This window comes from Streptomyces pratensis, assembly GCF_016804005.1.
Lineage (GTDB): Bacteria > Actinomycetota > Actinomycetes > Streptomycetales > Streptomycetaceae > Streptomyces > Streptomyces pratensis_A.
Genome location: NZ_CP051486.1, coordinates 806562 through 829758, shown reverse-complemented (window position 1 = coordinate 829758; position 23197 = coordinate 806562). Strand labels below are relative to the sequence as shown.

Here is a 23197-nt window from a genome sequence, read left to right as displayed (position 1 = left end):
CCCAGGTCTTACCACAGCAGTGCACGCCACCTTACCGGCGTACATGCCCCCCTAGGAACGACCAACCGGGGATGCCCCAAATGAGAGGCATCCCCGGTCGGGTGTTCAGGCCACAGTCCTGTCCGAGTTGTCTCAGACGAGTTCGGTGACGGTGCCGCCGGCAGCGGCAATCTTCTCCTTGGCGGAGCCGGAGACGGCGTCAACCGAAACCTGCAGCGCAACGGAGATCTCGCCCTGTCCGAGGACCTTGACGAGGTGGTTGTTACGCACGGCGCCCTTGGCGACCAGGTCGGCCACCGTGACCTCTCCACCCTCGGGGTAGAGCGTCGCGAGCTTGTCCAGGTTCACGACCTGGTACTCCGTGCGGAACGGGTTCTTGAAGCCCTTGAGCTTCGGGAGACGCATGTGGAGGGGCATCTGGCCACCCTCGAAGCGCTCCGGAACCTGGTAACGAGCCTTCGTACCCTTGGTACCACGGCCTGCGGTCTTACCCTTGGACGCCTCACCACGACCCACACGGGTCTTGGCGGTCTTGGCGCCCGGGGCAGGCCGGAGGTTGTGGGCCTTCAGCGGGCTGTTCTCCGCCATGTCAGTCAACCTCCTCAACCGTCACGAGGTGGCGGACGGTGTGAACCATTCCGCGGAACTCGGGGCGGTCCTCCTTGACAACCGAGTCGTTCAGGCGCTTGAGCCCGAGCGAACGCAGGGTGTCGCGGTGGTTCTGCTTGCTGCCGATGTACGACTTCGTCTGCGTGATCTTGAGGCGAGCCATTACGCACCCGCTCCCGCACGCGCACGCAGCAGAGCCGCGGGGGCGACGTCCTCGAGGGGCAGACCGCGGCGGGCCGCGATCTCCTCGGGACGCTGCAGGCCCTGGAGGGCCGCCACGGTCGCGTGCACGATGTTGATCGGGTTCGAGGAACCGAGCGACTTCGACAGGATGTCGTGGACGCCGGCGCACTCAAGGACGGCGCGCACGGGGCCACCCGCGATCACACCGGTACCGGGGGAAGCAGGCTTGAGCAGGACGACGCCCGCAGCCTTCTCGCCCTGGATCGGGTGAGGGATGGTGCCCTGGATGCGCGGGACCTTGAAGAAGCTCTTCTTGGCCTCTTCGACGCCCTTGGCGATGGCCGCGGGAACTTCCTTGGCCTTGCCGTATCCGACACCGACGGTGCCGTCACCATCGCCCACCACGACCAGCGCGGTGAAGCTGAAGCGACGACCACCCTTCACTACCTTGGCGACGCGGTTGATCGCGACGACGCGCTCGACGTACGCGGTCTTCTCGGCGGCTGCGCCACCGTCACGGCCCTTCCGGTCCCGCCGCTCGCCGCCACCGGCACCGCTTCCGCGGCGCTGGGGTCCAGCCATTGGAATTACCTCTCTCTGTTACGTCCGCTGTGCGTTGGAACCGGGGCTTAGAACTTCAGCCCGGCTTCACGGGCGGCGTCAGCCAGAGCGGCAATCCGCCCGGCGTACTGGTTACCACCGCGGTCAAACACGACGGCCTCGACGCCTGCAGCCTTGGCACGCTCGGCGACCAGGGCACCGACCTGCTTGGCCTGGGCGCTCTTGTCACCCTCGCCACCACGGATCGAGGTGTCCAGGGTCGACGCCGACGCGAGCGTGTGGCCCGCGATGTCGTCGATGACCTGGGCCACGATGTGGCGGTTGGAACGCGTCACGACCAAGCGGGGACGCTCCGGCGAACCGGAGATGTGCTTGCGGACGCGGATGTGGCGCCGCTTGAGAGCGGCACGCTTGTACGCGTCGCCCTTGGCGATCTTCACACCGTATGCCATGGCTACTTACCAGCCTTTCCGACCTTGCGGCGGATGACCTCGCCCGCGTACTTGACGCCCTTGGCCTTGTACGGGTCGGGCTTCCGCAGCTTGCGGATGTTGGCGGCTACCTCGCCGACCTTCTGCTTGTCGATGCCCTCGACGCTGAGCTTCGTGGGCGACTCGACCTTGAAGGTGATGCCTTCCGGAGCCTCGATGAGGATCGGGTGGCTGTAGCCCAGGGCGAACTCCAGGTTGGAGCCCTTCGCCTGGACGCGGTAACCGACACCGCTGATCTCGAGCGCCTTGCTGTATCCCGTGGTCACGCCGGTGATCATGTTCGCCACCAGCGTGCGGGACAGGCCGTGAAGGGCCTTGTTCTGACGCTCGTCGTTCGGGCGGACGACGTTGAGCACGCCGTCCTCACCCTTGGTGACCTCGATCGGCGCTGCGACGGTGTGCGAGAGGGAACCCTTGGGTCCCTTCACCGCGACCGTGCGGCCATCGATGGTGACGTCCACACCGGCGGGAACCTGGATGGGGAGCTTGCCGATTCGCGACATGAGCTATTCCTCCGTTCCCGACTACCAGACGTAGGCGAGGACTTCCCCACCTACGCCCTTCTTGCTGGCCTGCTGGCCGGTCAGGAGACCGTGGGACGTGGAGATGATCGCCACGCCCAGGCCGCCGAGAACCTTCGGCAGATTGGTGGACTTTGCGTATACACGCAGACCCGGCTTCGAGATGCGCTTGATGCCGGCAATCGAACGCTCGCGGTTCGGCCCGAACTTCAGCTCGAGGACGAGGTTCTTACCGACCTCTGCGTCCTCGACCTTCCAGCCGGTGATGAAGCCCTCCTGCTGGAGGATCTCCGCGATGTGCGACTTGATCTTGCTGTGCGGCATCGCGACATCGTCGTGATACGCCGAGTTCGCGTTACGCAGACGCGTGAGCATGTCTGCGATGGGATCAGTCATGGTCATGAGTTGGCCTTCGGCCTCTCTCGCCGGGGTTTCCTGTATGCGCCATCCCTCTCCCCACTCAGTGGCGGGACGGGTGCGGTGCGGGGACCTACGGCGTAGTAAGTCGGTCAGGGCGGCAGGCGCCCAACCCTTCAAGCCTACGGCATGAAGAGCGGGGCTCCTGCCGACCGGATACTTACCGAGAGCTTTCTGGTCCTCTCAACGCCCAGAGGGCGAGAGAGAATTACCAGGAGCTCTTGGTCACGCCCGGCAGCTCGCCACGGTGAGCCATCTCACGAAGGCACACGCGGCAGAGGCCGAACTTGCGGTAGACGGAGTGGGGCCGGCCGCAGCGCTGGCAGCGGGTGTACCCGCGCACGCCGAACTTCGGCTTACGGGCGGCCTTAGCGATCAGAGCCTTCTTCGCCACGGTCAGTTCTCCTTGAACGGGAAGCCGAGGTGACGAAGCAGGGCACGACCCTCGTCGTCGTTGGCAGCCGTGGTGACCACGGTGATGTCCATGCCCCGGACCCGGTCGATCTTGTCCTGGTCGATCTCGTGGAACATGACCTGCTCCGTGAGACCGAAGGTGTAGTTGCCACGGCCGTCGAACTGCTTCGGCGACAGACCACGGAAGTCACGGATACGCGGAAGCGCGAGCGACAGCGTACGGTCCAGGAACTCCCACATGCGGTCACCACGGAGGGTGACGTGGCAGCCGATCGGCTGCCCCTCGCGCAGCTTGAACTGCGCGATCGACTTGCGGGCCTTCGTGACGGCGGGCTTCTGGCCGGTGATCGTGGTGAGGTCCTTGACGGCACCGTCGATCAGCTTGGAGTCGCGGGCGGCGTCGCCCACACCCATGTTGACCACGATCTTGACCAGACCGGGAACCTGCATGACGTTCTCGTACGAGAACTCCTCACGCAGCTTGCCGGCGATTTCCTCGCGGTAGCGCGTCTTGAGACGCGGCGCAGTGGTGGTCGTCATCAGATGTCCTCACCGGTCCGCTTGGCAACGCGGATCTTCTTGCCCTCGTCGTCAAAGCGGTAGCCGACGCGGGTGACGACCTTGTTGCCGTCCTTCTCCACGACCAGCTGAACGTTGCTGACGTGAATCGGGGCCTCGGTGGTGACAATGCCACCCGTCTGCGAACCGCGAGCCGTCTGACCGGCCTTGGTGTGCTTCTTGACCCGGTTGACACCCTCGACGAGGACACGGTCCTGAGCGGGGAAGGCAACGATGACCTTGCCCTGCTTGCCCTTGTCCTTACCGGTGATGACCTGAACCAGGTCGCCCTTCTTGATCTTCATGCTTACAGCACCTCCGGCGCGAGCGAGATGATCTTCATGAACTTCTTCTCGCGCAGCTCTCGGCCCACGGGGCCGAAGATACGGGTGCCGCGGGGGTCGCCGTCGCCCTTGAGGATGACAGCGGCGTTCTCGTCGAAGCGGATGTACGAGCCATCCGGGCGACGACGCTCCTTGACGGTGCGAACGATGACGGCCTTGACGACGTCACCCTTCTTCACGTTGCCACCGGGGATCGCGTCCTTGACGGTGGCGACGATGACGTCACCGATGCCCGCGTAGCGGCGACCCGAGCCACCGAGAACACGGATGGTGAGAATTTCCTTCGCACCCGTGTTGTCGGCGACGCGCAGTCGCGACTCCTGCTGGATCACGTCTATCTCCTGATCGTCTGCCGGTTCCCGGCAGGGGCTCCGTTGTGGGAGCCCCTGCCGAGCCTGGCGGAACTGGCCTGAGGGGAGACCCCCTCAGGGATTACTTGGCCTTCTCGAGGATCTCGACGATGCGCCAGCGCTTCGTCGCAGACAGCGGACGCGTCTCCATGATGAGGACGCGGTCGCCGACGCCTGCGGCGTTCTGCTCGTCGTGGGCCTTGAGCTTGTTCGTACGGCGGATGACCTTGCCGTACAGCGCGTGCTTGACGCGGTCCTCGACAGCGACGACGACGGTCTTGTCCATCTTGTCGCTGACGACCAGACCCTCACGGGTCTTGCGGAAGCCGCGGTCGGTCTTGGTCTCAGTCACAGTGCTCTCGCTCATCAGACGCTCTCCACCGTCTCGATGCCGAGCTCGCGCTCGCGCATCAGGGTGTAGATCCGGGCGATGTCCTTACGGACGGACTTGAGCCGACCGTGGTTCTCGAGCTGTCCCGTCGCCGCCTGGAAGCGGAGGTTGAACAGCTCTTCCTTGGCCTCGCGGAGCTTGTTGAGAAGCTCCTCGCCGCCCAGCTCGCGCAGCTCGGACGCCTTGGTACCGGCCGACATCACGACTCACCTGCCTCGCGCCGAACGATCCGGCACTTCATCGGAAGCTTGTGAGCAGCGCGGGTGAGCGCCTCACGAGCAATCTTCTCGTTCGGGTAGGACAGCTCGAACATCACCCGACCGGGCTTGACGTTCGCGATCCACCACTCGGGAGAACCCTTACCGGAACCCATGCGGGTCTCGGCGGGCTTCTTCGTGAGGGGGCGGTCCGGGTAGATGTTGATCCAGACCTTGCCGCCACGCTTGATGTGACGGGTCATCGCGATACGAGCGGACTCGATCTGACGGTTCGTCACGTACGCCGGGGTCAGCGCCTGGATGCCGTACTCGCCGAACGCAACCTGCGTGCCACCCTTGGACATACCGCTGCGCTTCGGGTGGTGCTGCTTGCGGTGCTTGACCCTACGGGGGATCAGCATTTCGGTCAGGCCTCCGTTCCGGTGCTCTCAGCCGGAGCAGCGGCGGCGGGAGCGTCGGCCTTGGGGGCCTCCGCTGCCGGCGCGGACTGCTGCGGCTTGCGGCCACGACCGCCACGCTCGCCGCCACGGCCACCACGGCCGGCCGGGCGGTCAGCGCCGCCACGGGCCGGACGGTTACCGGCGCGAGCCGCAGCGTTCTCGGCGCGAACCTCGGCGATGTTCTTGACGTCGCCCTTGTAGATCCAGACCTTCACACCGATGCGGCCGAAGGTCGTCTTGGCCTCGAAGAAGCCGTAGTCGACGTTCGCACGGAGCGTGTGCAGGGGCACGCGGCCCTCGCGGTAGAACTCCGAGCGGGACATCTCGGCGCCGCCGAGGCGGCCACCGCACTGGATCTTGATGCCCTTGGCGCCAGCCTTCATCGTGCTCTGCATGCTCTTACGCATGGCACGACGGAAGGAGACACGGGAGGAGAGCTGCTCGGCGACGGCCTGGGCCACCAGCTGAGCGTCCACCTCGGGGTTCTTGACCTCGAGGATGTTCAGCTGGACCTGCTTGCCGGTCAGCTTCTCCAGCTCGCCACGGATGCGGTCGGCCTCGGCGCCACGGCGGCCGATGACGATGCCCGGGCGGGCGGTGTGGATGTCAACGCGGACGCGGTCGCGGGTGCGCTCGATCTCGACCTTCGAGATGCCGGCCCGCTCCATGCCCTTCGTCATCATGCGACGAATGGCGACGTCTTCCTTGACGTAGTCCTTGTACAGCTTGTCGGCGTACCAACGGGACTTGAAGTCCGTGGTAATGCCGAGCCGGAACCCGTGCGGGTTTACCTTCTGGCCCATTACCGGGTTCCTTCCTTGCTGCTGACGACCACGGTGATGTGGCTGGTCCGCTTACGGATCCGGTAGGCACGGCCCTGAGCACGCGGACGGAACCGCTTCAGGGTCGGGCCCTCGTCCACGTACGCCTCGCTGATGACCAGCGAAGAGGCGTCGGTGTGGTCGTAGTTGTGTGCAGCGTTGGCGATGGCGCTGTCCAGCACCTTGCCAACCGGCACGCTCGCGGCCTGCGGGGCGAAACGCAGGACCGCCTGAGCCTCCGTGGCATCCATGCCACGGATGAGGTCCACCACGCGGCGGGCCTTCATGGGCGTGACGCGGATGTACCGCGCCTGGGCCCTGGCTTCCATGGTTGTCCCTTCGGTGTAAGTCATAGTCGTTTCCACCCCGCGGTTAGCGGCGCTTCGACTTCCGGTCGTCCTTGACGTGGCCGCGGAAGGTGCGAGTCGGCGAGAACTCGCCGAGCTTGTGGCCGACCATCGACTCGGTGACGAACACCGGGACGTGGATCTTGCCGTTGTGCACCGCGATGGTGTGGCCCAGCATTGCCGGGACGATCATCGAGCGACGGGACCAGGTCTTGATGACGTTCTTGGTGCCTGCCTCGTTCTGTACGTCCACCTTCTTGATGAGGTGGCCGTCGACGAAGGGCCCCTTCTTGAGACTGCGCGGCATCTAAACCCGCTCCTAGCGCTTCTTGTTCGTCTTGCGGCGGCGGACGATGTACTTGCTCGATGCCTTCTTCGGCGAGCGAGTACGACCCTCCTTCTGACCCCACGGCGAGACCGGGTGACGTCCACCGGAGGTCTTGCCTTCACCACCACCGTGCGGGTGGTCAACCGGGTTCATCGCGACACCGCGGACGGTCGGGCGAACGCCCTTCCAGCGCATACGGCCGGCCTTGCCCCAGTTGATGTTCGACTGCTCGGCGTTGCCGACCTCGCCGATCGTGGCGCGGCAGCGGGCGTCGACCAGCCGGATCTCACCGGACGGCATACGAAGGTGGGCCATCGTGCCCTCCTTCGCCAGCAGCTGCACGGACGCACCCGCGGAACGGGCGAACTTCGCGCCGCCGCCGGGACGGATCTCGATGGCGTGGATCGTCGTACCGACCGGGATGTTGCGCAGCGCCAGGTTGTTGCCCGGCTTGATGTCTGCGGTCGGACCGTTCTCGACGCGGTCACCCTGCGACAGGCCACGGGGGGCGACGATGTAACGCTTCTCGCCGTCCGCGTAGTGCAGCAGCGCGATGCGCGCGGTGCGGTTCGGGTCGTACTCGATGTGCGCGACCTTGGCCGGCACGCCGTCCTTGTCGTGACGACGGAAGTCGATCACTCGGTAGGCGCGCTTGTGGCCACCGCCCTGGTGGCGAACGGTCACACGACCGGCGTTGTTACGGCCGCCCTTGCTGTGCAGGGGGCGGACCAGCGACTTCTCCGGCGTGGACCGCGTGATCTCGACAAAGTCGGCGACGCTGGAGCCACGACGGCCCGGGGTCGTCGGCTTGTACTTGCGGATACCCATTTCTCAGTCCTCGTCCGATTCCGGACGACTCGACCTCCGTCAGGAGGTCGGGCCGCCGAAGATGTCGATACGGTCGCCCTCGGCGAGGGTCACGATGGCGCGCTTGGTGTCAGCGCGCTTGCCGAAGCCGGTCTTGGTCCGCTTGCGCTTGCCCTGCCGGTTGATCGTGTTGACCCCGGTGACCTTGACCGAGAAGACCGCTTCCACGGCCTGCTTGATCTGGGTCTTGTTGGAGCCGGGCGCGACGATGAACGTGTACTTGTTCTCGTCGAGCAGCGCATAGCTCTTCTCGGAGACAACCGGCTTGACGAGAACGTCGCGCGGGTCCGAGTAGGTCTTGCTCGTGATGGTCGAGCTGGTAACGGTCGCCTCACTCATCAGGCGGCGCTCCCTTCGGTCTCAGCGGTCTGGGGGCCAGACACGAAGGACTCGAAAGCGGCCTGGGTGAAGACCACGTCGTCAGAGACGATCACGTCGTACGTGTTCAGCTGGCCCGGCTCCAGGATGTGCACCTGGGGCAGGTTGCGAGCGGACAGCCACGCGGCCTCGTCGGCGCGGTCGACGACCAGGAGCAGGTTGCTGCGCTCCGAGATCTTGCCGAGCAGCGTCTTGGCGGCCTTCGTGGAGATCCCACCCTCGACCACGCCGGTGACGACGTGGATGCGGGAGTGACGCGCCCGGTCGGAGAGGGCACCGCGCAGGGCGGCGGCCTTCATCTTCTTCGGGGTGCGCTGCGAGTAGTCACGCGGCTGCGGGCCGTGGACGACGCCACCGCCGGCGAACTGCGGCGCACGGGTCGAACCCTGGCGCGCGCGGCCGGTGCCCTTCTGGCGGTACGGCTTGCGCCCACCACCACGGACCTCGCCGCGGGTCTTGGTCTTGTGCGTGCCCTGACGGGCAGCTGCCAGCTGTGCGACGACGACCTGGTGGATCAGCGGAACGCTGGTCTTCGCGTCGAAGATCTCCGCGGGGAGCTCGACGGTACCGGCCTTGTCGCCTGCCGGCGAAAGGATGTCAATGGTGCTCATTACCTCAAGCCCCCTTGGCCGCGGTACGGACCAGGACGAGGCCGCCGTTCGGACCGGGGACCGCGCCCTTGATGAGCAGCAGACCCTTCTCCGCGTCAACCGCGTGGATGGTCAGGTTCTGGGTGGTGACGCGCTCGTTACCCATCCGACCGGCCATGCGCATGCCCTTGAAGACACGCCCAGGGGTGGCGCAGCCACCGATCGAACCGGGGGAACGGTGCTTGCGCTGGACGCCGTGGCCGGCGCCGAGGCCCTTGAAGTTGTGACGCTTCATGACACCGGCGAAGCCCTTGCCCTTGCTCTTGCCCGTGACGTCAACCTTGACGCCGGACTCGAACACCTCGGCAGTGACCTCCTGGCCCAGCGTGTACTCGCTGGCGTCAGGGGTGCGGAGCTCCACCAGGTGGCGGCGCGGGGTCACGTCGGCCTTGGCGAAGTGGCCCTTGAGGGGCTTGTTCACCTTGCGCGGGTCGATCTCGCCGAAGGCGATCTGGACCGACTCGTAGCCGTCGCTGTCATTCGTGCGAACCTGCGTCACGACGCACGGACCGGCCTTGACGACGGTCACCGGGACGACCCGGTTGTTCTCGTCCCAGACCTGGGTCATGCCGAGCTTCTCGCCCAGGACGCCCTTGATGTTCTTGCTCATCTCGGCCCGTCCCCTCAGAGCTTGATCTCGATGTCGACGCCTGCCGGCAGGTCGAGGCGCATCAGCGAGTCAACCGTCTTCGGCGTGGGGTCGAGGATGTCGATGAGGCGCTTGTGCGTGCGCATCTCGAAGTGCTCGCGAGAGTCCTTGTACTTGTGCGGCGACTTGATGACGCAGTACACGTTCTTCTCAGTGGGCAGCGGCACCGGGCCTGCGACCGACGCACCAGTGCGGGTCACCGTCTCGACGATCTTCTTCGCCGAGGAGTCGATGACCTCGTGGTCGTAGGCCTTGAGCCGGATGCGGATCTTCTGTCCCGCCATGGCTACTAGTAGTCCTGTCTCTCAATAACGCTCTGGAACCCGGCGGTTCTCGTGACCTCCACCTCCGACCCACGCGGTCGGGCGTGTCGCATCCCCTCTACGAAGATCTCCCGAAGGATTTCCCAACCAAGGGGGTGCGGGCCGAAACCGCGCTGCCGGGGGCGAAACCCCACCGGGTGCCTGGTCAGCGCCCCACTGACACTTCCCGGAAGATTCCCGTACGTCCGACCCTGGGGGTCGACGAGTACTGTGGGACTCGCTTCCGGTCCTCCCGGCGGGAGGCGCGCAGCATTGACACTCAACCGAGCAACCTGGCTAGTGTGCCACACGGCTCTGCGGCCTGGCCAATCGGGCCGGGGATCTTACCCCCTGTGAGGGACCGGTCAAACGCAGGCACGTTTCGGCACTGCTCGCTCGCCTCCCACAACGGCACGGGTGCGCCCTCCCGCACCGATCTCTCTCCAACCCCCCTGTCTGCCACTTCTCCCCCTCTGAGCTTTCCCGCAGGGGTCATAGGGGACTGGAGCGGGAGTGCGGTCGATGACGGGTGTGGCCGTGGGAACAGAGCCGACCGGACTCGACGAGGCCGAGGACGGCTCCTCACCGTAAGACTTCGTCCCTGGGTCGTCACCGAGGTCACACGCTCCGTGGTCTCCTCCGAAGACCCCGCCCGCACGGCGGCGGCGTCCGCTCCCCATCTGTTGGCCCTGGTCTCCGTCGAGGACGACGCCCGCGACAAGGGGCTCCGGGTGGTCCGGGAGCCGGAGCAGGGCCCGGTGGTCCATCAGCAGTACGAGCTGCCCTCTCCCAAGCGCTTCACCACCGCCGATGACGCTCCCGGCTCCCTTTACACGGACGGCGCGCTGGAGGACGAGCTGCACTTCCTGGCCGTCGCCGCCCGCAGGCTGAGCAGGTCCGCGAGGACCTGGGCTGCGCCGGCGAGATCATCGCCGCGCAGGTCGAGCAGAAGATGCTGGGCCGCCACGGCTGGTCAGGTTCGGTGGCGCAGCCCGTCGGTTGCGGGCGTGGGCCCACGCGCTGGGGAGCTCGGGTGAGACGGAAACAGCGTGCGGAGGACCCGCCGCCCGCCGAGTCCGGGATCTCGGTGAGGTCCTTGCGGTGGGCCGGTCCGAGGCCGGTCCGCACCACGCGCTCCACGGTTTCGGGGGTCAGGTGCGGGGTGTCGCGGCTGTCGGCGAGCGTCTCCAGCTCCGTGGCCAGATCGCACATCGAGGTGGACACGGCCGCAGCCGAGGCTTGTGGCGGGAACGGTATCGCTCTGGCGCACGGCGTACAGGAGATTCCGAGCGCGACCCCCGGTTCACCATCACGCCCGCCCTCCGGGCCGAGATCCTGGACCGCCTGCTGGAGCTGAACCCCGCTCGCTGCGAGGAGGAGCAGGAAGCGGGGCTCCACGCACCTGGCGCGAGGAAGAAGGCGGCCCCCACGCGGGTGCCCGAGCCGAGTGCGGAGCCCAGGCCCGAGGAGTGCGTCCAGGACGGGACAGTGGCGCGCCCCCGCCCAGGCATCAGCCGAGGGGCGGGGGCGCGACTGCGTACAGGATCAGCGTCCGGCGGCGTATGAGACGAAGCCCGTCCACGCGTCCGACGTAAAGGCGAGCTGCGGCCCCGGCAGGCTCTTCGAGTCGCGGACGTGCACCGCGCAGGACGCAGCCGCAATCTCGACGCAAGAGTCTCCTTCACTGCTGCTGCTGTAGCTGCTCTTAAACCACTCCAGCTCAGAAGCGTCCCCGGCAGAGGTCTCGCGAATCATGTCTCTCCCAGCAGTTGCTCGATGAAGGCCATCGACTCCCGTGGCGCGAGAGCCTGGGCCCGGATCATCCCATAGCGCAGTTCAAGGATCCTGAGCTGTTTGGGATCGGACACCGGCCGACCGGCGAAGGCGCCATCCGACCGACCCACCGCAGTGCCATCCTCGAACTTCAGTACCTCAACCCCACCGTCCATCCCTGCGTGGTCCTCACGGCTGGTCGGCATCACCTGAATCTCGACGTTCCGCAACTGCCCAACCTCCAAAAGCCGTTGGAGCTGTCGGCGCAACACCATTGTGCCCCCAATGGGACGACACAGAGTCACCTGCTCCTGCACGAAACTGAGAGAGGGAGACGGCGACCTGTCGAAGACCGTCTGCCTGGCCATGCGCGCGGCCAGCACCCTCTCCACCTCGTCCTGCGAGTACGCAGGCCGCCTCATCTCGAACAAGGCTCGGGCGTACTCCGGTGTCTGCAACAGGCCGTGGACGTTGTGGTTGCTGTACAAGCCCATCTCGACCGCGCGCTCTTCCAGCTTCGCCAGCTCCCTGATCTTCTTCGGATACCGGACCTGCGCCACGTCCTCCTTCAGTAGGGCGATCTTCCCGCCCGCCCCCAGCGCCTCGTCCACCTTGTCCAGGAACTCCGGCCGAGGAATCCGCCGCCCGCCCTCCACCTTGTAGACCAGGTCCTCCCCGTACCCGATCGCGACGCCGAGCTCGCCGGCCCGCAGCCCCGCGGCCTCCCTCCAGGCCTTGATCTGGCGCCCCACGGCAGCAACCACCGCAACGCCCGACTCGTCATCGGGATCGACATCCCAGCCGGGCTCGTCCGCCCCGCCGTCGCCGTTCCGCTCCGTACCGACCCCGTCCACACTCATCCGTGCCCCACTTCCGACGTGCGTGCCGTTCTTCCTCAACCGCCTCTGTTGCCCGCACGTCACTCCGGACAGCCGGGACAGCACTGGACAAGCCCGGGACAATCACCGTACGCAAGGGCTCCGTCACTGGGCACGGTACGCAGTGGTGGCCACTCTGAGTGACGTGAACCAACACCCCCCCAACTCCACGAGGTCGAGCGCACGCTCACCGCGCTGCTCTCGCCCACCCGCCAAAGCGTCCGGCTCGCCCGGCTCCTCGCCGTGGCCCATCTCGATCTCTGGGGACAGCCTTCGGACTCGGCCGCGCACCTCGTCGCGGAGCCCGCCATCAACGCCACGGACGGGTGACGAGTGACGGGACGGGACTTCCAGTTGCGCCTCACCGTCCACGCGGACAGCCGGCTGAGGATCGAGGTGACCCACACCCGGGGCGACCGCCTGCCCCTCGCCGACCGCTGGGGCGTGATCCAGGGACCTGCCCCACGCAAAACGGTCTGGGCGGAGCTCGACCTGGCACCGTGACCGACTCCACCGGATCGCGGGCACCCACGACCCGGTCAGCCACGCCCCGGTGGCCCGCGACGCGGCCACCCACGACGTCTAAAGGCTTTTAAAGAACTCGGGAAAGAAACCCAACCAAACCCCACCCCACCCCCGTCCTGACCTGCATCACTCGCACGGGTGACATATCGCAACAGGGCTGGATTTAAGGCGGGTTGGCTGGCATATGCTCGCCGCGACAACCACAGACACGAGACGGCCCCCGCCGGGACTGCAATCCCGACCGGGGCCTGACCACGAGGAAGAAATCACCTTCCCAATGGATACCCCGCAGGTTATCGCGCCCCCGTGCGCCCAGCCCGGCTCCCCCGGCACCCGGCCCGACGTCACGCCGACTTCCGGCGTCCTCCACGTCACCGTCCGCCACATCTCCGGCTTCACGGTCATCGGCAACCACCTCGCCCAGCACCGCGGCCTCTCCCTCACGGCGATCGGGCTCGCCGCGCACATCCAGTCGCTGCCCGCCGGGGCCAAGGTCGGCATCAAGGCCCTCACCGCCCGCTTCCCGGAGAGCGAAGCCCGCGTCGCCACCGCCCTGCGTGAGCTGGAAGCCACCGGCTACCTCCACCGCAGCCGCGTACGCCTTCCCGACGGCCGCGTGGTCACGCGCACGGTCTCGTACAACCAGCCCGGCGCAGCCGTCCCCGCGCCCCGCCACCGGCCCCGCCCCCGGCCACGCAGCAGCGAGCCGTCAGTCACCCTCGCCGTCCCGCCGCCGCCCGCACCGCACCACGAGGCAGCGCCCCCGGCTCCCGTCGAGGTGGCACCTCCGCCGCCTGCCGCCCCACCCGCAGCCCCGGCACCCCTGCCGCCGGCCGCCCCCGTCCACGTACCGGCGCCCACGGCCCCGAGGAAGCAGCCCCCGCCTCTCCCCCGTCCCCACACACCCACCGAGGAGCTCCACCGGGCCGCCACGGCGCTCCTCGCCGACCTCCGCCGCCATGCGCCCCAACTGATGCTCCCCGAAGCGGACATCGAGGCACTCGCCCCCGGCGTAGCCGCCTGGCTCGAACGCGAAGCCCACCCCGACACCGTCCGCCACGCCCTCACCAGCGACCTCCCGATCCCGGTCAGACACCCGGCGAAGTTCGTCCGCAGCCGCATCACCGCGCTCCTGCCACCCCCGCTCCCCGGCACCGCAGACCTCACCCCGCCCCGCCGCAAGGTGATCGTCATTCCCCTCCAGAACTGCGACATCTGCGACCGCGCCTTCCGCGCCACCGCCCCAGGACACTGCCGCGACTGCCGAGTCGACGCGTACCAAGACCTGCACACAGCCGCAGCCTGACGGCCAAGGCCACCCTCACCCCGAACGGACCCGCATGGTCAGCTCACCCCACGAGGCGATGCACCGCATCTTCCAGGAGTACCCCGGCCTCTTCTCCCGCGTATCCGAAGTCCTCGGGGTCAACATCCCGACGCCCACCTCAGCCACCGTCCTTGCCACCGACCTCACCGAGAACAGCCCCGTCGAGCGCCGTGTCGACACCCTCCTGCGCATCGAAACGCAGGACGACGGCCCCTTCCTCCTCGCTGTCGAGGCCCAGGGCAAGAAGGACCCACGCAAGACCACGAGCTGGCCCTACTACGTCAGTTATCTCCACAACAGATACGGCGCCCTGCCCGTCCTGCTCCTGGTCGTCTGCCAGGACCACGCCACCGCCCGATGGGCCGCCCGCCCCATCACCATCGGCCTCCGCCAATGGCGGACACTCACCCTCAACCCACTCGTCGCCGGCCCGCACAACATGCCCGTCATCAAGAACGTCGCCGAGGCCCGCAAGGACCTCGCACTCGCCACTCTCGCGGCCATCACACACGCCGACAATCCGGACGTCGATGCCATACTGAAAACGCTCTCCGCCGCACTGCGCGACACACCGGAAAGCATCGCCGAACCCATCGCTGAACTGATCGCACAGGGCCTGGGCGACCGCCCGGCCGCACAACAGTGGAGGAACCTGGTGGCCGTGGACACGTCTTTCTACAAGTCCTTCATGTCCGAAGAGATCCGGGACGAAGGCCGGGCCCAAGGCCGGGCCCAAGGCCGAGCCGAAGGCCTCCTGCTGATCCTCGAAGCACGCGGCATCGCCCTCTCCGACGAGCTCCGGCAGAAGATCACCACCTGCACCGACCCGCAGCTCCTGCACCAGTGGCTCCACCGCGCCACCACCGCCACAACCGCCGAAGAAGTCGTCGCCGAGAAGCACTGACCGCTCAGACCTCGGGCGGCAGCGGGGCCCCGCTCCCCGCTGCCGCCCGAGGTGGCTTCGTGCACCCGGGTCGCCAAGCCGTCATCGAGAGGCGCTACCCGTCCCGCGACCGCGCGTCGAGCGACGTCCCGACCCGACAGTGGTGGCCCGGCGTTCGCCTCTGAGAGACTCCCGTCATGTCTGTACGTACCACTCAGCTGTGGTCCCTGCGGCCCGCCGTCCCCGGGGACCTCGAAGCCATGGCCGAGCTCCGGGCCGTCGTCATGCGCGCCGACCTCGAACGGCTGGGCCGGTACGACGAGCACCGCGTGCGGCAGCGCCTGCGCGACGCCTACGCCCCCGAGCACACCTCCGTGGTGCAGGCGGACGGGGTCCTCGCGGGCTGCGTCGCCCTTCGGCCCGTCGAGGACGGCTGGTGGCTGGAGCACTTCTACCTCGCCCCGGAGCTCCAGGGCAGGGGCATCGGCACGGCGGTGCTGACCGGCCTCCTCGCGCGTACGGACGCAGAGGGCGCGCCGGTCCGCCTGGACGTCCTGCAGGGCAGCGCCGCCCGTGGCCTGTACGAGCGCCACGGCTTCACCGTGGAGCGGGAGGACCCGGTTGACGTCTACATGGTCCGCCCGCCCGGCGCCTGAGGGACGTCCCGGGCCCGCCGCATCCAGGCGGTCACGGGACGGAACCCCGTGGCCTTCCACGAGTCACCCCGCTCGGAAGGAACCCGGGGCGAGGGCCGCGCCCGCACACACGACGACCACGGATTGCGGCTGCCCCCGGCCGTCCGGCGCCGGTTCAGCCGGGCCGTGAGCGCCTCTCCCGAGCGGCCCTCACCGCGGGCTGACGCGGCCGGCCCGGTCGTGCGGCTCACTTCACGTACGGGTGACCGTGCCGCAGGACCCGTCGGGCTGCCACTCGCTGCGGTCGTAGGGGTCCACGTCGGGACCGGCGGGGCCGGGGTCCGGGCTGTCGCTCGGGAAGGACGGGTGCAGGAAGCCGTCGTTCGTATCGCAGGCGGCGTTGCCGAAGTTCTGCTGCGAGCTGACGACGGAGAGTTTGCCGCGCGTCGCCACGAACCGTTCCGGGTCGTGCATCGCCGTCGTCAGTCTCCGCCGCACGATCGTGCGCGACACCTCGTCCCCGCCCGCCTTCACCAGCGGGTACACGAAGGTGTAGTCGGCGTGCACCTCCACGGAGCCCGTGGGGCCCGCTTCGAAGGTGATCTGCCCACGGGTCTTGACGACATCCCCTGCGAGCCGTGCCTCGTCCGGGTCGAACCGGCTGAACATCATCAGCGGATCGTGTCGTTCGTCGGGCTCCGCCAGTGACCGCTCAAGTCGCTCCCGCTCCCCCTCCTGCAACGGATCGATCAGCTCCAGCGCCTCGTCGGGCCTCTCCCCCCGCAGGGTGGCCGGATCGAGATTGGCCTCGACCAGGAGCTGCTTCGTCGCGCTCAGGGCGTTCTCGACCTCTTTCCTGCTCATCCCGCCGACCGCCTCGGCCTCCGGGACCTCGATCCCCGCCTCCCCGTCAGCCCAGCGGAGCGCGGGCGATCCACGAAAGGGCTGCTCGCGCGTCGGCCGCTCCAGGACGGACCCGTCGGCGGGCGCGGCGGTGGGCAGTGCCGTTTCTGCCGGCAGGGGAAGGGTGTCCACGGACGTGCCCCCTCCCGGCAGGTGATCGGTCAGCAGACTCGGCCGCATGGTGACCACGAGGATTCCCACGACCACGACGAGGCCCAAGGCGGCTGCGAGACGCCGCTTCCGTGCGCGGTCGTGCGTCTGCTGCGAGGTGGGGCCCACGCGCCACCCGTCGGGCTGCCAAGGTTCGGCCGGGCCCCCCTTCCTTCCCCGGCGCCGCCCCCTTTTCGCGGCAGCCTCCTCGTCCAGCGCGCGCAGGCGGGCGGTGACCATCCGGGCGCGTGCCGAGGGTTCCTTCGGCGCGTCTGCCCCGCCGCTCCCGGCCTGCCGGATCAGCTCCTCCCACTGTTCGTCGGAGACGGAGCCCCCTTCGTCCGGGCGCTCGGACGGTTCTCCCCGTGGTGTATCGGTACTCACTGTTCTGTTCCACTCCCCCACACAGCTCTGGCGTCAATCTTCATGCCACCGGGCCGAGTTCGGACAAGAGTGCGAAGGAAACCGTGATGATCACGTGATGGACGGACGGCGCCCCTCACGTCGCCACCGCCCCACGAGCACGGGCATCCGGAACCCCGGGCCCGGTTCATCGCCTCGCCCGTCCCGCCGCCGACGGCCTGTGGCTGTACGGCTCCCGCACCGTGGAGCGAACTCGCCGCCGCCGTGACAAGTCGGCGCACGGTTGCAGGTTCCTCCGGGCAACGCCGGGGCCCGGTTCTCCGTCTATCCCCCCGCAGGACAGGCGAAAGCCCCTGACCTGCACTGACCGACAGTACGCAGCTCCGGGCACACGGCCCGTCCGCTGCGGGGGGGACGCGGACGGAGTGCGTGGCGTGACGGATGGACCTGCCCTGCCCGGAACCGGTGTGCGCCGACGCACCATCATGACCACGGCCGTCGCGGGCGCGGCGCTCAGCGCCTGCTCGGTCCCGGCGCCCCGGCGTACGGATCCCGCCCCGGATCCCGCTCCCGGGCAGCCCATCAGCACCGCGCGGCGGGCGCTGCTGATGCAGATACTCGCCCACCCGGACGACGACCTGTACTTCATGAACCCGGACACCCGGCTCGCCCTCGACGCCGGAACACCGCTGGTCTGCGTCTACCTCACGGCCGGCGAGGCCGACGGTGTCAACAAGATCCCCGGCCGCCCCCGCCCGGCGCCGGACAAGGCCGCGTACTCCTCCGCACGCCACCAGGGACTGCGGCAGGCATACGCCGCCCTGCTCGGGCTGGACCCGTTCACCCCCTGGGAGATCTCCGTGGCCGGACTCGGCGCGGACCACAGGGCCGAGGTGAACGTGCTGGCCGCGGACGGCCGCAGGGTCGAACTGATCTTCCTCAACACGGCCATGCACACCGGCCGGCACCGGCTCGGGCTGCCCAGCCTCTGGCAGGACCGCCGGCTCGTGCTGCGTACGGTCGTCGCCGAGGGGTCTCCGCTGAGCCGGGCCGGCTCGTACACGTACGACGGGCTGATCGAAGTCCTCGCCGGGTTGATGGAAAGCTACCGGCCCACCGTCGTGCACACCCTGGACCCCGACCCGGACATCCAGCACAGCACGGAGGCCGTCCGCCGCAAGGACAGTGAGCAGCACGGCTACTCCGATCACGCCGACCACACGGCTGCGGCCTGCTTCGCCTGGGCGGCGATGGTCCGCCGGGTCACCCGTGAGACGGCGGGCGGAGGTCAGGTACCGGGGTTCGCGACGGCCGCCTACCGCGGGTACTACAACCGGCACTGGCCCAAGAACCTGCCGCCGGGGGTGCTGGCGACGAAGGCCGCCCACCTCGTCCCCTACGGGGGCTCGCCTGACTGGGACTGCGGCAATCCGTCCGGCTGCGGTGACTACAACGTCGGCGGCGACCGGCCGCTCACCAACCGCAAGGGCTGGGTCCGCTCCACCCACCACCGCTACCCGGGGCCGCGCCTGGTTCTCAGCGCCGAGCCGGACGGGCGGCTGGCGGCGTACGCCGTTCTGGGGCTGCGGGTGGTGAGGTGGCGGGAGACCGGGAAGGGCAGCGGCGTCTGGGGTCCGCCGCACGACCTGGGCGGCGGCCCGCTCGCACACGTACTGGGTTCGGCCACCACTCGGGACGGGCGCCTGCTGCTGTTCGGGCTGCGCTTCGCCGCGCTCGCCGGACACGGCGCCGACAACGAGCGCGAGATCGTGGTGCTGGAGCAGAGCGCCCCGGGGGGCGGCTTCCTCCCCTGGCGCGGACTCGGCACTCCGTCTCCCGGGCGTGACGAGGGGCGCCGCATCGGCGTACCGGTGGCCGCTGCCGCGCCGGACGGGCGCGTCCATCTCTTCGTACGCAACGCGGAGAAGGGCCTCAGCACCCGGGTGCGGGAACGTTCGGGGCGGTGGAGCGCATGGCGGGACATGGGCGGCGGGGAGGTGCAGGACGGCCTGGAGACAGTCGTGGACGGGGGCGGGCTGGTTCATGTCCACGGTGCCGGCCACAACGCGGTGCACCACTGGACCCAGGACACCCCGGACTCCGGGCTGACCGCCCGCACGCAGCTCACGGCTGCGCCCGTCCCCTCCCACGCGCCCGCCGGCCTCGTGGCGTCCGACGGATCGGTCACGCTCTACTACCGGGCGGAGTCCGAGGGCGGGCTGACGACCGTCCGGTCCGGGACGCCGGTGCCCGGAGCCCGGTTCGACGGGTACGGGCCGGTGCGGGCCGCCCCGTCGCCGTGGGGGCCCGTACTGCTCGGCCGCACCGCCGAGGGCCTCCTCCAACTGCTCGTCGGCGACAGACTCCTCGTACGGGCCGACGGTCCGGTCGCCCTCGACGGGGCGGCGCTCCACGTGGGGCAGGACGGGCGGCCCGCCGTCGCCGGTCTGGGGCCGGATGCGGCGCCCTGGATCTGGCGGCCCCGTTAGAGGTGTGGTCCGGCATCCCGGGCAGGGCTGACGCTGCATGCGGCCAAGGGCCCCCGTCCTCCTTCCGCGAGGAGGACGGGGCCCTTGGCACTGTTCTACGGCCGGGACTACCGGGCGAGATTGCGGCGGGCTCGCGCGTGCAGGGCGATCCCCGCCGAGACCGAGACGTTGAGCGACTCCGCCGCGGGGTTCATGGGAATGGAAACCGATGAGGCTGCAATGGTCGAGAAGTCGCCCGACGGGCCGATCCTCTCACTGCCGAACATGAGGATGAGGCGCTCGTCCATGCCGTCCAGATCACCGACCGCTAGCTCCCCGTCGGCCTCGAAGACCACGGGGCGCATGCCGTTGTCCTGGAGGTACCGGAGCGCCTCGTCCCGGGACGCGAGGACGATGGGCAGGGAGAACACATAGCCCCGACTCGCCCTGATCAGACGGCGGTCCGCAATGCTGCCGAGATCACTGTCCACAAGAACGATGCCCGAAGCGCCGAGGGCGAACGAGGTTCGCACGATGGCTCCGATATTGCCGACGATCTTCACTCCGTCGAGGAGGATGAGGTCACCGGTCTCGTCGGACAGGTCCTTGAGGCGGGACGGCTTCGGGACCCGGGCCAGACCGAAGACCTTCGGCTTCTTCTCCGTCTTGAAGACCTGGTTGGCGACGGGGGCCGCGAGCAGCCGGACCGGGATCTCGCGCTCTGCGCACAGGTCGAGCAGCTCGTCCGGCAGGGTCACGGTGTCGAGGCCGTAGATCTCGATGAACCCGACTCCGGCCCGGATGCTCTGCAGCAGGGGCTCGATGTCCTCGATCAGCACCGTCTTGACGACGGCCCGCGAGTGCTTCGTGACATCGATGATGCGCTGCACAGCGGGATCGGAGCGTTCCGTGATGAGGTCAGGACTGGGCATCATGCGAACCTAGCACGCGCAGCGGCGCCCCCTCCCCGGTGCGGGACGGCCGCCCGCACCGGTCACCTCGGCGTCAGAACACCAGCGGCAGTTCCTTGGGGCCGGTCATGCTGAGGCTCGGCAGGAACCGGGGCGGCCGGTCCGGGTCGCTGCGCAGGTCGGGGAAGCGGTCCAGCAGGATGTTCAGCGCCACCCTGCCCTCCAGCCGTGCGAGCGGCGCGCCGATGCAGAAGTGCGCCCCCCGGCCGAACGCCATGTGCGGGTTCGGGTCACGCAGCGGGTCGAAGGTGTCGGGGTCGGTGAACACCTTCGGATCGCGGTTCGCCACGCCGAGGAAGGTCACCACCAGGGAATCGGCGGGAATGCGCTCGCCACCCAGTTCCACTTCGGCCGTCGTGGCACGCGCCGTCCCCGCGAAGGGGCTGTAGTACCGCAGCGACTCCTCGATCGCGGCGGGCACCAGGCCGCGGTCCGCGCGCACCCTGGCGAGCCACTCCGGGTGGCTGTCCAGGCACAGGACAGAGTTGCCCAGCAGCATCGTGGTGGTGATGTGCCCGGCGATCAGCAGCACGTTGGAGAAGTTGACGACTTCGTTGTCGGTGAGGCGTTCACCGCCCACTTCGGCCTGCACCAGCTTGGTGATGAGGTCGTCACGGGGATTCTCCCTGCGATCGAGAACGTGTTCGCGCAAATAGGCGGAGAGCTTCCCGACCTGCTGCATGGCCTCCTTGAGCCGCTGGCTCTGTGCTTCGGTCCGGTCGACGAAGGAGAACTCCTGGGTGCTCTCCATCAGCGCCGTTCCCCAGTCCCGGAACTTGTCCCGGTCGGAGGCCGGCACCCCGAGCAGCTCGGCGATGACGATGACGGGAAGCGGATATGCCAGGTCGTTGACCAGCTCCATACGGTCACCGTCGGCCACGGCGTCGAGCAGTTCATGGGTCAGGGCGGCGATGCGTGGCTCCATATCTGCCACCACCTTCGGAGTGAAGGCGTGGCTGATCAGCCCCCGAAGCTTCTTGTGTCCCATCGCGTCCATCTGAATGAGGTTGCCCTCACTGAACTCGTCAGCGCCCTCCCGCATTTCCGGGGGCACGAGGCGCTGGGTGTTCGAGGAGAACGTCACGGGGTCGGCCAGGACGTGCTGCACCTCCCGATATCCGAAAATGCACCAGAGCCCGGCCTGCGGGTCATAGCGCACCGGGGCTTCCGGCGCCTGGCCACGCAGCCAGAACTGCGCTTCGTGAATGCCCCAGGTATCTGCCACGGATGTCATGTCCGGTCATCCTTCGCTAGAGCTTAAGCACGGATCCGCATACGGAAACGCGGAAACGCGCAAAGTCGGTCTTCACGCCCGGTCCGATCCATGCGTTATCGACGCACGGCACGTCGCTGTCGGTGCGCAGCACGGCATTGCGTTTCATTGCCCGAGAAGCGGGCAACGCCCGTCGGAAGGAAGCAGCGATGCGGGCGTTATACCAAGGGCTTGCGCGCGGCGACTCGCTCGACGACGCCCAGCTTTCGGCGATCCCGGTGCTCAATGAGGAATCCGGCCTGCTTGACCAGTGGAAACGGCCTGCGGGTCTGGTGGTCCCCGCACTGGCGCAACATGGCCTTCTCGAGCGTGCGCTGCCACCAGCGGACCAGCCGGATGTGACTGCCCACGTGGTCGAGCAGCACCAGCCGCCCGCCGGGGCGCAGCACGCGGTACATCTCACCGATCACCACCCGGTGGTCAGGCACGCTGCACAGCCCGAGCGTGCAGACGACCGTGTCGAAGGTGTCGTCCTCGAAGGGCATCGCGTGCGCGTCGCCTTCCCGCAGGGCGACCTCGCGGCCCAGCTCAGCGGCCCGGCTCCGGGCCAGATCCAGCATCTCCGGGCTCAGATCGATGCCGGTCACCGAGATCCCGTCCGGGTAGAACTCCATGTTCCGGCCACTGCCGACGGCGACTTCGAGGACATCCCCCTTGGCCTGGCCGCACGCCCAGGCACGCCCGTCGTCCAGCAACATGCGTTCCAGACGGACCATGTCGCTGTCGTAGCGGGGCGCGTACTCCTTCCACAGGTGGCGAAGCCGCTCGTTCTCCCTGGCCACGTCGATCACGTCGTACTCCCCCTGCCAAATCACCCCACGCCCGATCTGACCATTGCGGCCAGTTCGCATGCCAGTTCCCATGCATCGACATGCGGCGTGAAGTGCACACGGATCAGTCGGATTCACTTCGTACCAGGAGACTCTGCCAGAAAGAATCGCGATCGGCCAGGCTCCGTCTCGCCCTCTCCGAGACGTCCGCCTTATCCCCTCCGAGACGTCCGCGCGACGGCTCCGCGGCGCCACGACAGCATGCCCGGTCACTGCGGCAGACCTCTGACAACGGACCAATCCCATGGTCACAGCCTTTATCGCCGGCCAGTCGCACACCAACCCCACCACGAAGTACACATCTCCTGAGCTGCACCAATCACCCCGGGTCACCGAATTTCCCGGTTCCGAACACCCTTGACAGGCAAGATTCCTTCGG

General features: G+C 68.2%; 32 protein-coding genes and 1 pseudogene. 6 read left to right on the top strand and 27 right to left on the bottom strand.

Translation table 11 applies throughout. The features are described from left to right. Positions 1-132: 132 nt before the first annotated feature. The 21 genes from rplO to rpsJ all read right to left on the bottom strand — a co-directional run bounded on the left by rplO (position 133) and on the right by rpsJ (position 9821). Positions 133-588, bottom strand: coding sequence for a 50S ribosomal protein L15 (gene rplO, locus HED23_RS03730; protein WP_014047794.1), 456 nt, complete (start codon positions 586-588; stop codon positions 133-135). Position 589: 1 nt separating this feature from the next. Further along, positions 590-772: a 50S ribosomal protein L30 gene (gene rpmD, locus HED23_RS03725; RefSeq protein WP_003966943.1), complete on the bottom strand. Its 183-nt coding sequence runs from the start codon at positions 770-772 to the stop codon at positions 590-592. Next, positions 772-1374: a 30S ribosomal protein S5 gene (gene rpsE / locus HED23_RS03720; RefSeq protein WP_014047793.1), complete on the bottom strand. Its 603-nt coding sequence runs from the start codon at positions 1372-1374 to the stop codon at positions 772-774. The genes rpmD and rpsE overlap by 1 nt, the downstream gene beginning before the upstream one ends. A gap of 47 nt (positions 1375-1421) precedes the next feature. Beyond that, positions 1422-1805: a 50S ribosomal protein L18 gene (gene rplR / locus HED23_RS03715; RefSeq protein ID WP_014047792.1), complete on the bottom strand. Its 384-nt coding sequence runs from the start codon at positions 1803-1805 to the stop codon at positions 1422-1424. Positions 1806-1807: 2 nt separating this feature from the next. After that, a complete protein-coding gene (gene rplF, locus HED23_RS03710; RefSeq protein ID WP_033297606.1) occupies positions 1808-2347 on the bottom strand; it encodes a 50S ribosomal protein L6 in 540 nt (179 codons plus the stop codon). Between the two features lie 21 nt (positions 2348-2368). Next, complete coding sequence (gene rpsH, locus HED23_RS03705; protein WP_028439249.1) at positions 2369-2767, bottom strand: 30S ribosomal protein S8; 399 nt, start codon at positions 2765-2767, stop codon at positions 2369-2371. Positions 2768-2990: 223 nt separating this feature from the next. After that, positions 2991-3176 (bottom strand): type Z 30S ribosomal protein S14, encoded by a 186-nt coding sequence (locus tag HED23_RS03700; protein ID WP_003948630.1) that lies wholly within the window; start codon positions 3174-3176, stop codon positions 2991-2993. 2 nt (positions 3177-3178) lie between these two features. Then, positions 3179-3736 carry a 50S ribosomal protein L5 gene (gene rplE / locus HED23_RS03695; RefSeq protein WP_203181992.1) on the bottom strand — a complete coding sequence of 186 codons (558 nt, stop codon included), beginning with the start codon at positions 3734-3736 and terminating at the stop codon, positions 3179-3181. After that, complete coding sequence (gene rplX / locus HED23_RS03690; RefSeq protein WP_014047788.1) at positions 3736-4059, bottom strand: 50S ribosomal protein L24; 324 nt, start codon at positions 4057-4059, stop codon at positions 3736-3738. The genes rplE and rplX overlap by 1 nt, the downstream gene beginning before the upstream one ends. A 2-nt stretch (positions 4060-4061) precedes the next feature. After that, a complete protein-coding gene (rplN, locus tag HED23_RS03685; protein WP_203181991.1) occupies positions 4062-4430 on the bottom strand; it encodes a 50S ribosomal protein L14 in 369 nt (122 codons plus the stop codon). A gap of 100 nt (positions 4431-4530) precedes the next feature. Then, complete coding sequence (rpsQ, locus tag HED23_RS03680; RefSeq protein WP_033297603.1) at positions 4531-4815, bottom strand: 30S ribosomal protein S17; 285 nt, start codon at positions 4813-4815, stop codon at positions 4531-4533. After that, entirely contained in the window at positions 4815-5039 is a 225-nt protein-coding gene (gene rpmC / locus HED23_RS03675; RefSeq protein ID WP_033297602.1) for a 50S ribosomal protein L29, read from the bottom strand. The genes rpsQ and rpmC overlap by 1 nt, the downstream gene beginning before the upstream one ends. Further along, positions 5039-5458: a 50S ribosomal protein L16 gene (rplP, locus tag HED23_RS03670; RefSeq protein ID WP_003966953.1), complete on the bottom strand. Its 420-nt coding sequence runs from the start codon at positions 5456-5458 to the stop codon at positions 5039-5041. Before rplP ends, rpmC begins: the two co-directional genes overlap by 1 nt. Positions 5459-5463: 5 nt before the next feature. Beyond that, positions 5464-6300, bottom strand: coding sequence for a 30S ribosomal protein S3 (gene rpsC / locus HED23_RS03665; RefSeq protein WP_014047784.1), 837 nt, complete (start codon positions 6298-6300; stop codon positions 5464-5466). Further along, positions 6300-6647: a 50S ribosomal protein L22 gene (rplV, locus tag HED23_RS03660; protein WP_004571827.1), complete on the bottom strand. Its 348-nt coding sequence runs from the start codon at positions 6645-6647 to the stop codon at positions 6300-6302. Before rplV ends, rpsC begins: the two co-directional genes overlap by 1 nt. A gap of 43 nt (positions 6648-6690) precedes the next feature. After that, entirely contained in the window at positions 6691-6972 is a 282-nt protein-coding gene (gene rpsS / locus HED23_RS03655) for a 30S ribosomal protein S19 (RefSeq protein WP_003966956.1), read from the bottom strand. Positions 6973-6984: 12 nt separating this feature from the next. Then, entirely contained in the window at positions 6985-7821 is an 837-nt protein-coding gene (gene rplB / locus HED23_RS03650; RefSeq protein WP_103514098.1) for a 50S ribosomal protein L2, read from the bottom strand. Positions 7822-7860: 39 nt separating this feature from the next. Further along, entirely contained in the window at positions 7861-8199 is a 339-nt protein-coding gene (rplW, locus tag HED23_RS03645) for a 50S ribosomal protein L23 (RefSeq protein ID WP_031096361.1), read from the bottom strand. After that, a complete protein-coding gene (gene rplD / locus HED23_RS03640; protein ID WP_033297600.1) occupies positions 8199-8849 on the bottom strand; it encodes a 50S ribosomal protein L4 in 651 nt (216 codons plus the stop codon). The genes rplW and rplD overlap by 1 nt, the downstream gene beginning before the upstream one ends. A gap of 4 nt (positions 8850-8853) precedes the next feature. Further along, a complete protein-coding gene (rplC, locus tag HED23_RS03635) occupies positions 8854-9498 on the bottom strand; it encodes a 50S ribosomal protein L3 (RefSeq protein WP_014154591.1) in 645 nt (214 codons plus the stop codon). 14 nt (positions 9499-9512) lie between these two features. After that, the gene (gene rpsJ / locus HED23_RS03630) at positions 9513-9821 is read right to left on the bottom strand and encodes a 30S ribosomal protein S10 (RefSeq protein WP_003948644.1); all 309 of its coding nucleotides are present in this window, start codon (positions 9819-9821) and stop codon (positions 9513-9515) included. Between the two features lie 647 nt (positions 9822-10468). Between rpsJ and HED23_RS03625 the strand changes: the two genes are divergently transcribed. Beyond that, the gene (locus HED23_RS03625) at positions 10469-10876 is read left to right on the top strand and encodes a hypothetical protein (protein WP_203181990.1); all 408 of its coding nucleotides are present in this window, start codon (positions 10469-10471) and stop codon (positions 10874-10876) included. A gap of 508 nt (positions 10877-11384) precedes the next feature. Here HED23_RS03625 and HED23_RS03620 read toward each other — a convergent pair. Both HED23_RS03620 and HED23_RS03615 read right to left on the bottom strand, forming a co-directional pair. Continuing rightward, a complete protein-coding gene (locus HED23_RS03620) occupies positions 11385-11594 on the bottom strand; it encodes a DUF397 domain-containing protein (RefSeq protein ID WP_203181989.1) in 210 nt (69 codons plus the stop codon). Continuing rightward, a complete protein-coding gene (locus tag HED23_RS03615) occupies positions 11591-12472 on the bottom strand; it encodes a helix-turn-helix domain-containing protein (RefSeq protein WP_203181988.1) in 882 nt (293 codons plus the stop codon). Before HED23_RS03615 ends, HED23_RS03620 begins: the two co-directional genes overlap by 4 nt. A 213-nt stretch (positions 12473-12685) precedes the next feature. On the opposite strand from HED23_RS03615, the pseudogene HED23_RS03610 reads away from it, so the two are divergent. The 4 genes and pseudogenes from HED23_RS03610 (at position 12686) to HED23_RS03595 (ending at position 15881) form a co-directional block, all read left to right on the top strand. Beyond that, positions 12686-12994, top strand: a pseudogene (locus HED23_RS03610) (ATP-binding protein). A gap of 298 nt (positions 12995-13292) precedes the next feature. Next, complete coding sequence (locus HED23_RS03605; protein WP_203181987.1) at positions 13293-14321, top strand: helix-turn-helix domain-containing protein; 1029 nt, start codon at positions 13293-13295, stop codon at positions 14319-14321. 34 nt (positions 14322-14355) lie between these two features. Then, a complete protein-coding gene (locus HED23_RS03600; protein ID WP_203181986.1) occupies positions 14356-15246 on the top strand; it encodes a hypothetical protein in 891 nt (296 codons plus the stop codon). A 176-nt stretch (positions 15247-15422) separates the two neighbouring features. Further along, positions 15423-15881, top strand: a complete 459-nt coding sequence (locus HED23_RS03595) for a GNAT family N-acetyltransferase (RefSeq protein ID WP_203181985.1) — start codon at positions 15423-15425, stop codon at positions 15879-15881. Between the two features lie 231 nt (positions 15882-16112). On the opposite strand, the gene HED23_RS03590 is transcribed toward HED23_RS03595, so the two are convergent. Beyond that, the gene (locus HED23_RS03590) at positions 16113-17297 is read right to left on the bottom strand and encodes a hypothetical protein (protein WP_203181984.1); all 1185 of its coding nucleotides are present in this window, start codon (positions 17295-17297) and stop codon (positions 16113-16115) included. A gap of 464 nt (positions 17298-17761) precedes the next feature. Between HED23_RS03590 and HED23_RS03585 the strand changes: the two genes are divergently transcribed. Then, the gene (locus tag HED23_RS03585) at positions 17762-19765 is read left to right on the top strand and encodes a PIG-L family deacetylase (protein WP_203187346.1); all 2004 of its coding nucleotides are present in this window, start codon (positions 17762-17764) and stop codon (positions 19763-19765) included. Positions 19766-19872: 107 nt separating this feature from the next. Here HED23_RS03585 and nshR read toward each other — a convergent pair whose 3' ends face one another. The 3 genes from nshR to HED23_RS03570 all read right to left on the bottom strand — a co-directional run bounded on the left by nshR (position 19873) and on the right by HED23_RS03570 (position 22779). Beyond that, on the bottom strand, positions 19873-20676 hold the full coding sequence (gene nshR / locus HED23_RS03580) for an NshR/TsnR family 23S rRNA methyltransferase (RefSeq protein WP_203181983.1): 804 nt from the start codon (positions 20674-20676) through the stop codon (positions 19873-19875). 73 nt (positions 20677-20749) lie between these two features. Further along, positions 20750-21949, bottom strand: a complete 1200-nt coding sequence (locus tag HED23_RS03575; RefSeq protein ID WP_203181982.1) for a cytochrome P450 — start codon at positions 21947-21949, stop codon at positions 20750-20752. Positions 21950-22146: 197 nt separating this feature from the next. After that, positions 22147-22779 carry a class I SAM-dependent methyltransferase gene (locus tag HED23_RS03570; RefSeq protein WP_203181981.1) on the bottom strand — a complete coding sequence of 211 codons (633 nt, stop codon included), beginning with the start codon at positions 22777-22779 and terminating at the stop codon, positions 22147-22149. Positions 22780-23197: the final 418 nt, after the last annotated feature.

What these genes read in the sequence shown, in the direction of transcription:
- rplE (WP_203181992.1), bottom strand. Translation starts at nt 3,736, where the DNA reads ATGACGACCACCACTGCGCCGCGTCTCAAGACGCGCTACCGCGAGGAA.
- rplW (WP_031096361.1), bottom strand. Translation starts at nt 8,199, where the DNA reads ATGAGTGAGGCGACCGTTACCAGCTCGACCATCACGAGCAAGACCTAC.
- HED23_RS03600 (WP_203181986.1), top strand. Translation starts at nt 14,356, where the DNA reads ATGGTCAGCTCACCCCACGAGGCGATGCACCGCATCTTCCAGGAGTAC.
- rplP (WP_003966953.1), bottom strand. Translation starts at nt 5,458, where the DNA reads ATGCTGATCCCCCGTAGGGTCAAGCACCGCAAGCAGCACCACCCGAAG.
- HED23_RS03575 (WP_203181982.1), bottom strand. Translation starts at nt 21,949, where the DNA reads ATGACATCCGTGGCAGATACCTGGGGCATTCACGAAGCGCAGTTCTGG.
- HED23_RS03595 (WP_203181985.1), top strand. Translation starts at nt 15,423, where the DNA reads ATGTCTGTACGTACCACTCAGCTGTGGTCCCTGCGGCCCGCCGTCCCC.
- rpsS (WP_003966956.1), bottom strand. Translation starts at nt 6,972, where the DNA reads ATGCCGCGCAGTCTCAAGAAGGGGCCCTTCGTCGACGGCCACCTCATC.
- rplF (WP_033297606.1), bottom strand. Translation starts at nt 2,347, where the DNA reads ATGTCGCGAATCGGCAAGCTCCCCATCCAGGTTCCCGCCGGTGTGGAC.
- rpsJ (WP_003948644.1), bottom strand. Translation starts at nt 9,821, where the DNA reads ATGGCGGGACAGAAGATCCGCATCCGGCTCAAGGCCTACGACCACGAG.
- rpsE (WP_014047793.1), bottom strand. Translation starts at nt 1,374, where the DNA reads ATGGCTGGACCCCAGCGCCGCGGAAGCGGTGCCGGTGGCGGCGAGCGG.
- rplD (WP_033297600.1), bottom strand. Translation starts at nt 8,849, where the DNA reads ATGAGCACCATTGACATCCTTTCGCCGGCAGGCGACAAGGCCGGTACC.
- HED23_RS03620 (WP_203181989.1), bottom strand. Translation starts at nt 11,594, where the DNA reads ATGATTCGCGAGACCTCTGCCGGGGACGCTTCTGAGCTGGAGTGGTTT.
- rplV (WP_004571827.1), bottom strand. Translation starts at nt 6,647, where the DNA reads ATGGAAGCCAGGGCCCAGGCGCGGTACATCCGCGTCACGCCCATGAAG.
- rpsH (WP_028439249.1), bottom strand. Translation starts at nt 2,767, where the DNA reads ATGACCATGACTGATCCCATCGCAGACATGCTCACGCGTCTGCGTAAC.
- rplB (WP_103514098.1), bottom strand. Translation starts at nt 7,821, where the DNA reads ATGGGTATCCGCAAGTACAAGCCGACGACCCCGGGCCGTCGTGGCTCC.
- rplO (WP_014047794.1), bottom strand. Translation starts at nt 588, where the DNA reads ATGGCGGAGAACAGCCCGCTGAAGGCCCACAACCTCCGGCCTGCCCCG.
- rplR (WP_014047792.1), bottom strand. Translation starts at nt 1,805, where the DNA reads ATGGCATACGGTGTGAAGATCGCCAAGGGCGACGCGTACAAGCGTGCC.
- HED23_RS03585 (WP_203187346.1), top strand. Translation starts at nt 17,762, where the DNA reads ATGACCACGGCCGTCGCGGGCGCGGCGCTCAGCGCCTGCTCGGTCCCG.
- rplX (WP_014047788.1), bottom strand. Translation starts at nt 4,059, where the DNA reads ATGAAGATCAAGAAGGGCGACCTGGTTCAGGTCATCACCGGTAAGGAC.
- rpmC (WP_033297602.1), bottom strand. Translation starts at nt 5,039, where the DNA reads ATGTCGGCCGGTACCAAGGCGTCCGAGCTGCGCGAGCTGGGCGGCGAG.
- rplC (WP_014154591.1), bottom strand. Translation starts at nt 9,498, where the DNA reads ATGAGCAAGAACATCAAGGGCGTCCTGGGCGAGAAGCTCGGCATGACC.
- rpsC (WP_014047784.1), bottom strand. Translation starts at nt 6,300, where the DNA reads ATGGGCCAGAAGGTAAACCCGCACGGGTTCCGGCTCGGCATTACCACG.
- nshR (WP_203181983.1), bottom strand. Translation starts at nt 20,676, where the DNA reads ATGCCCAGTCCTGACCTCATCACGGAACGCTCCGATCCCGCTGTGCAG.
- HED23_RS03615 (WP_203181988.1), bottom strand. Translation starts at nt 12,472, where the DNA reads ATGAGTGTGGACGGGGTCGGTACGGAGCGGAACGGCGACGGCGGGGCG.
- rpsQ (WP_033297603.1), bottom strand. Translation starts at nt 4,815, where the DNA reads ATGAGCGAGAGCACTGTGACTGAGACCAAGACCGACCGCGGCTTCCGC.
- rpmD (WP_003966943.1), bottom strand. Translation starts at nt 772, where the DNA reads ATGGCTCGCCTCAAGATCACGCAGACGAAGTCGTACATCGGCAGCAAG.
- HED23_RS03605 (WP_203181987.1), top strand. Translation starts at nt 13,293, where the DNA reads ATGGATACCCCGCAGGTTATCGCGCCCCCGTGCGCCCAGCCCGGCTCC.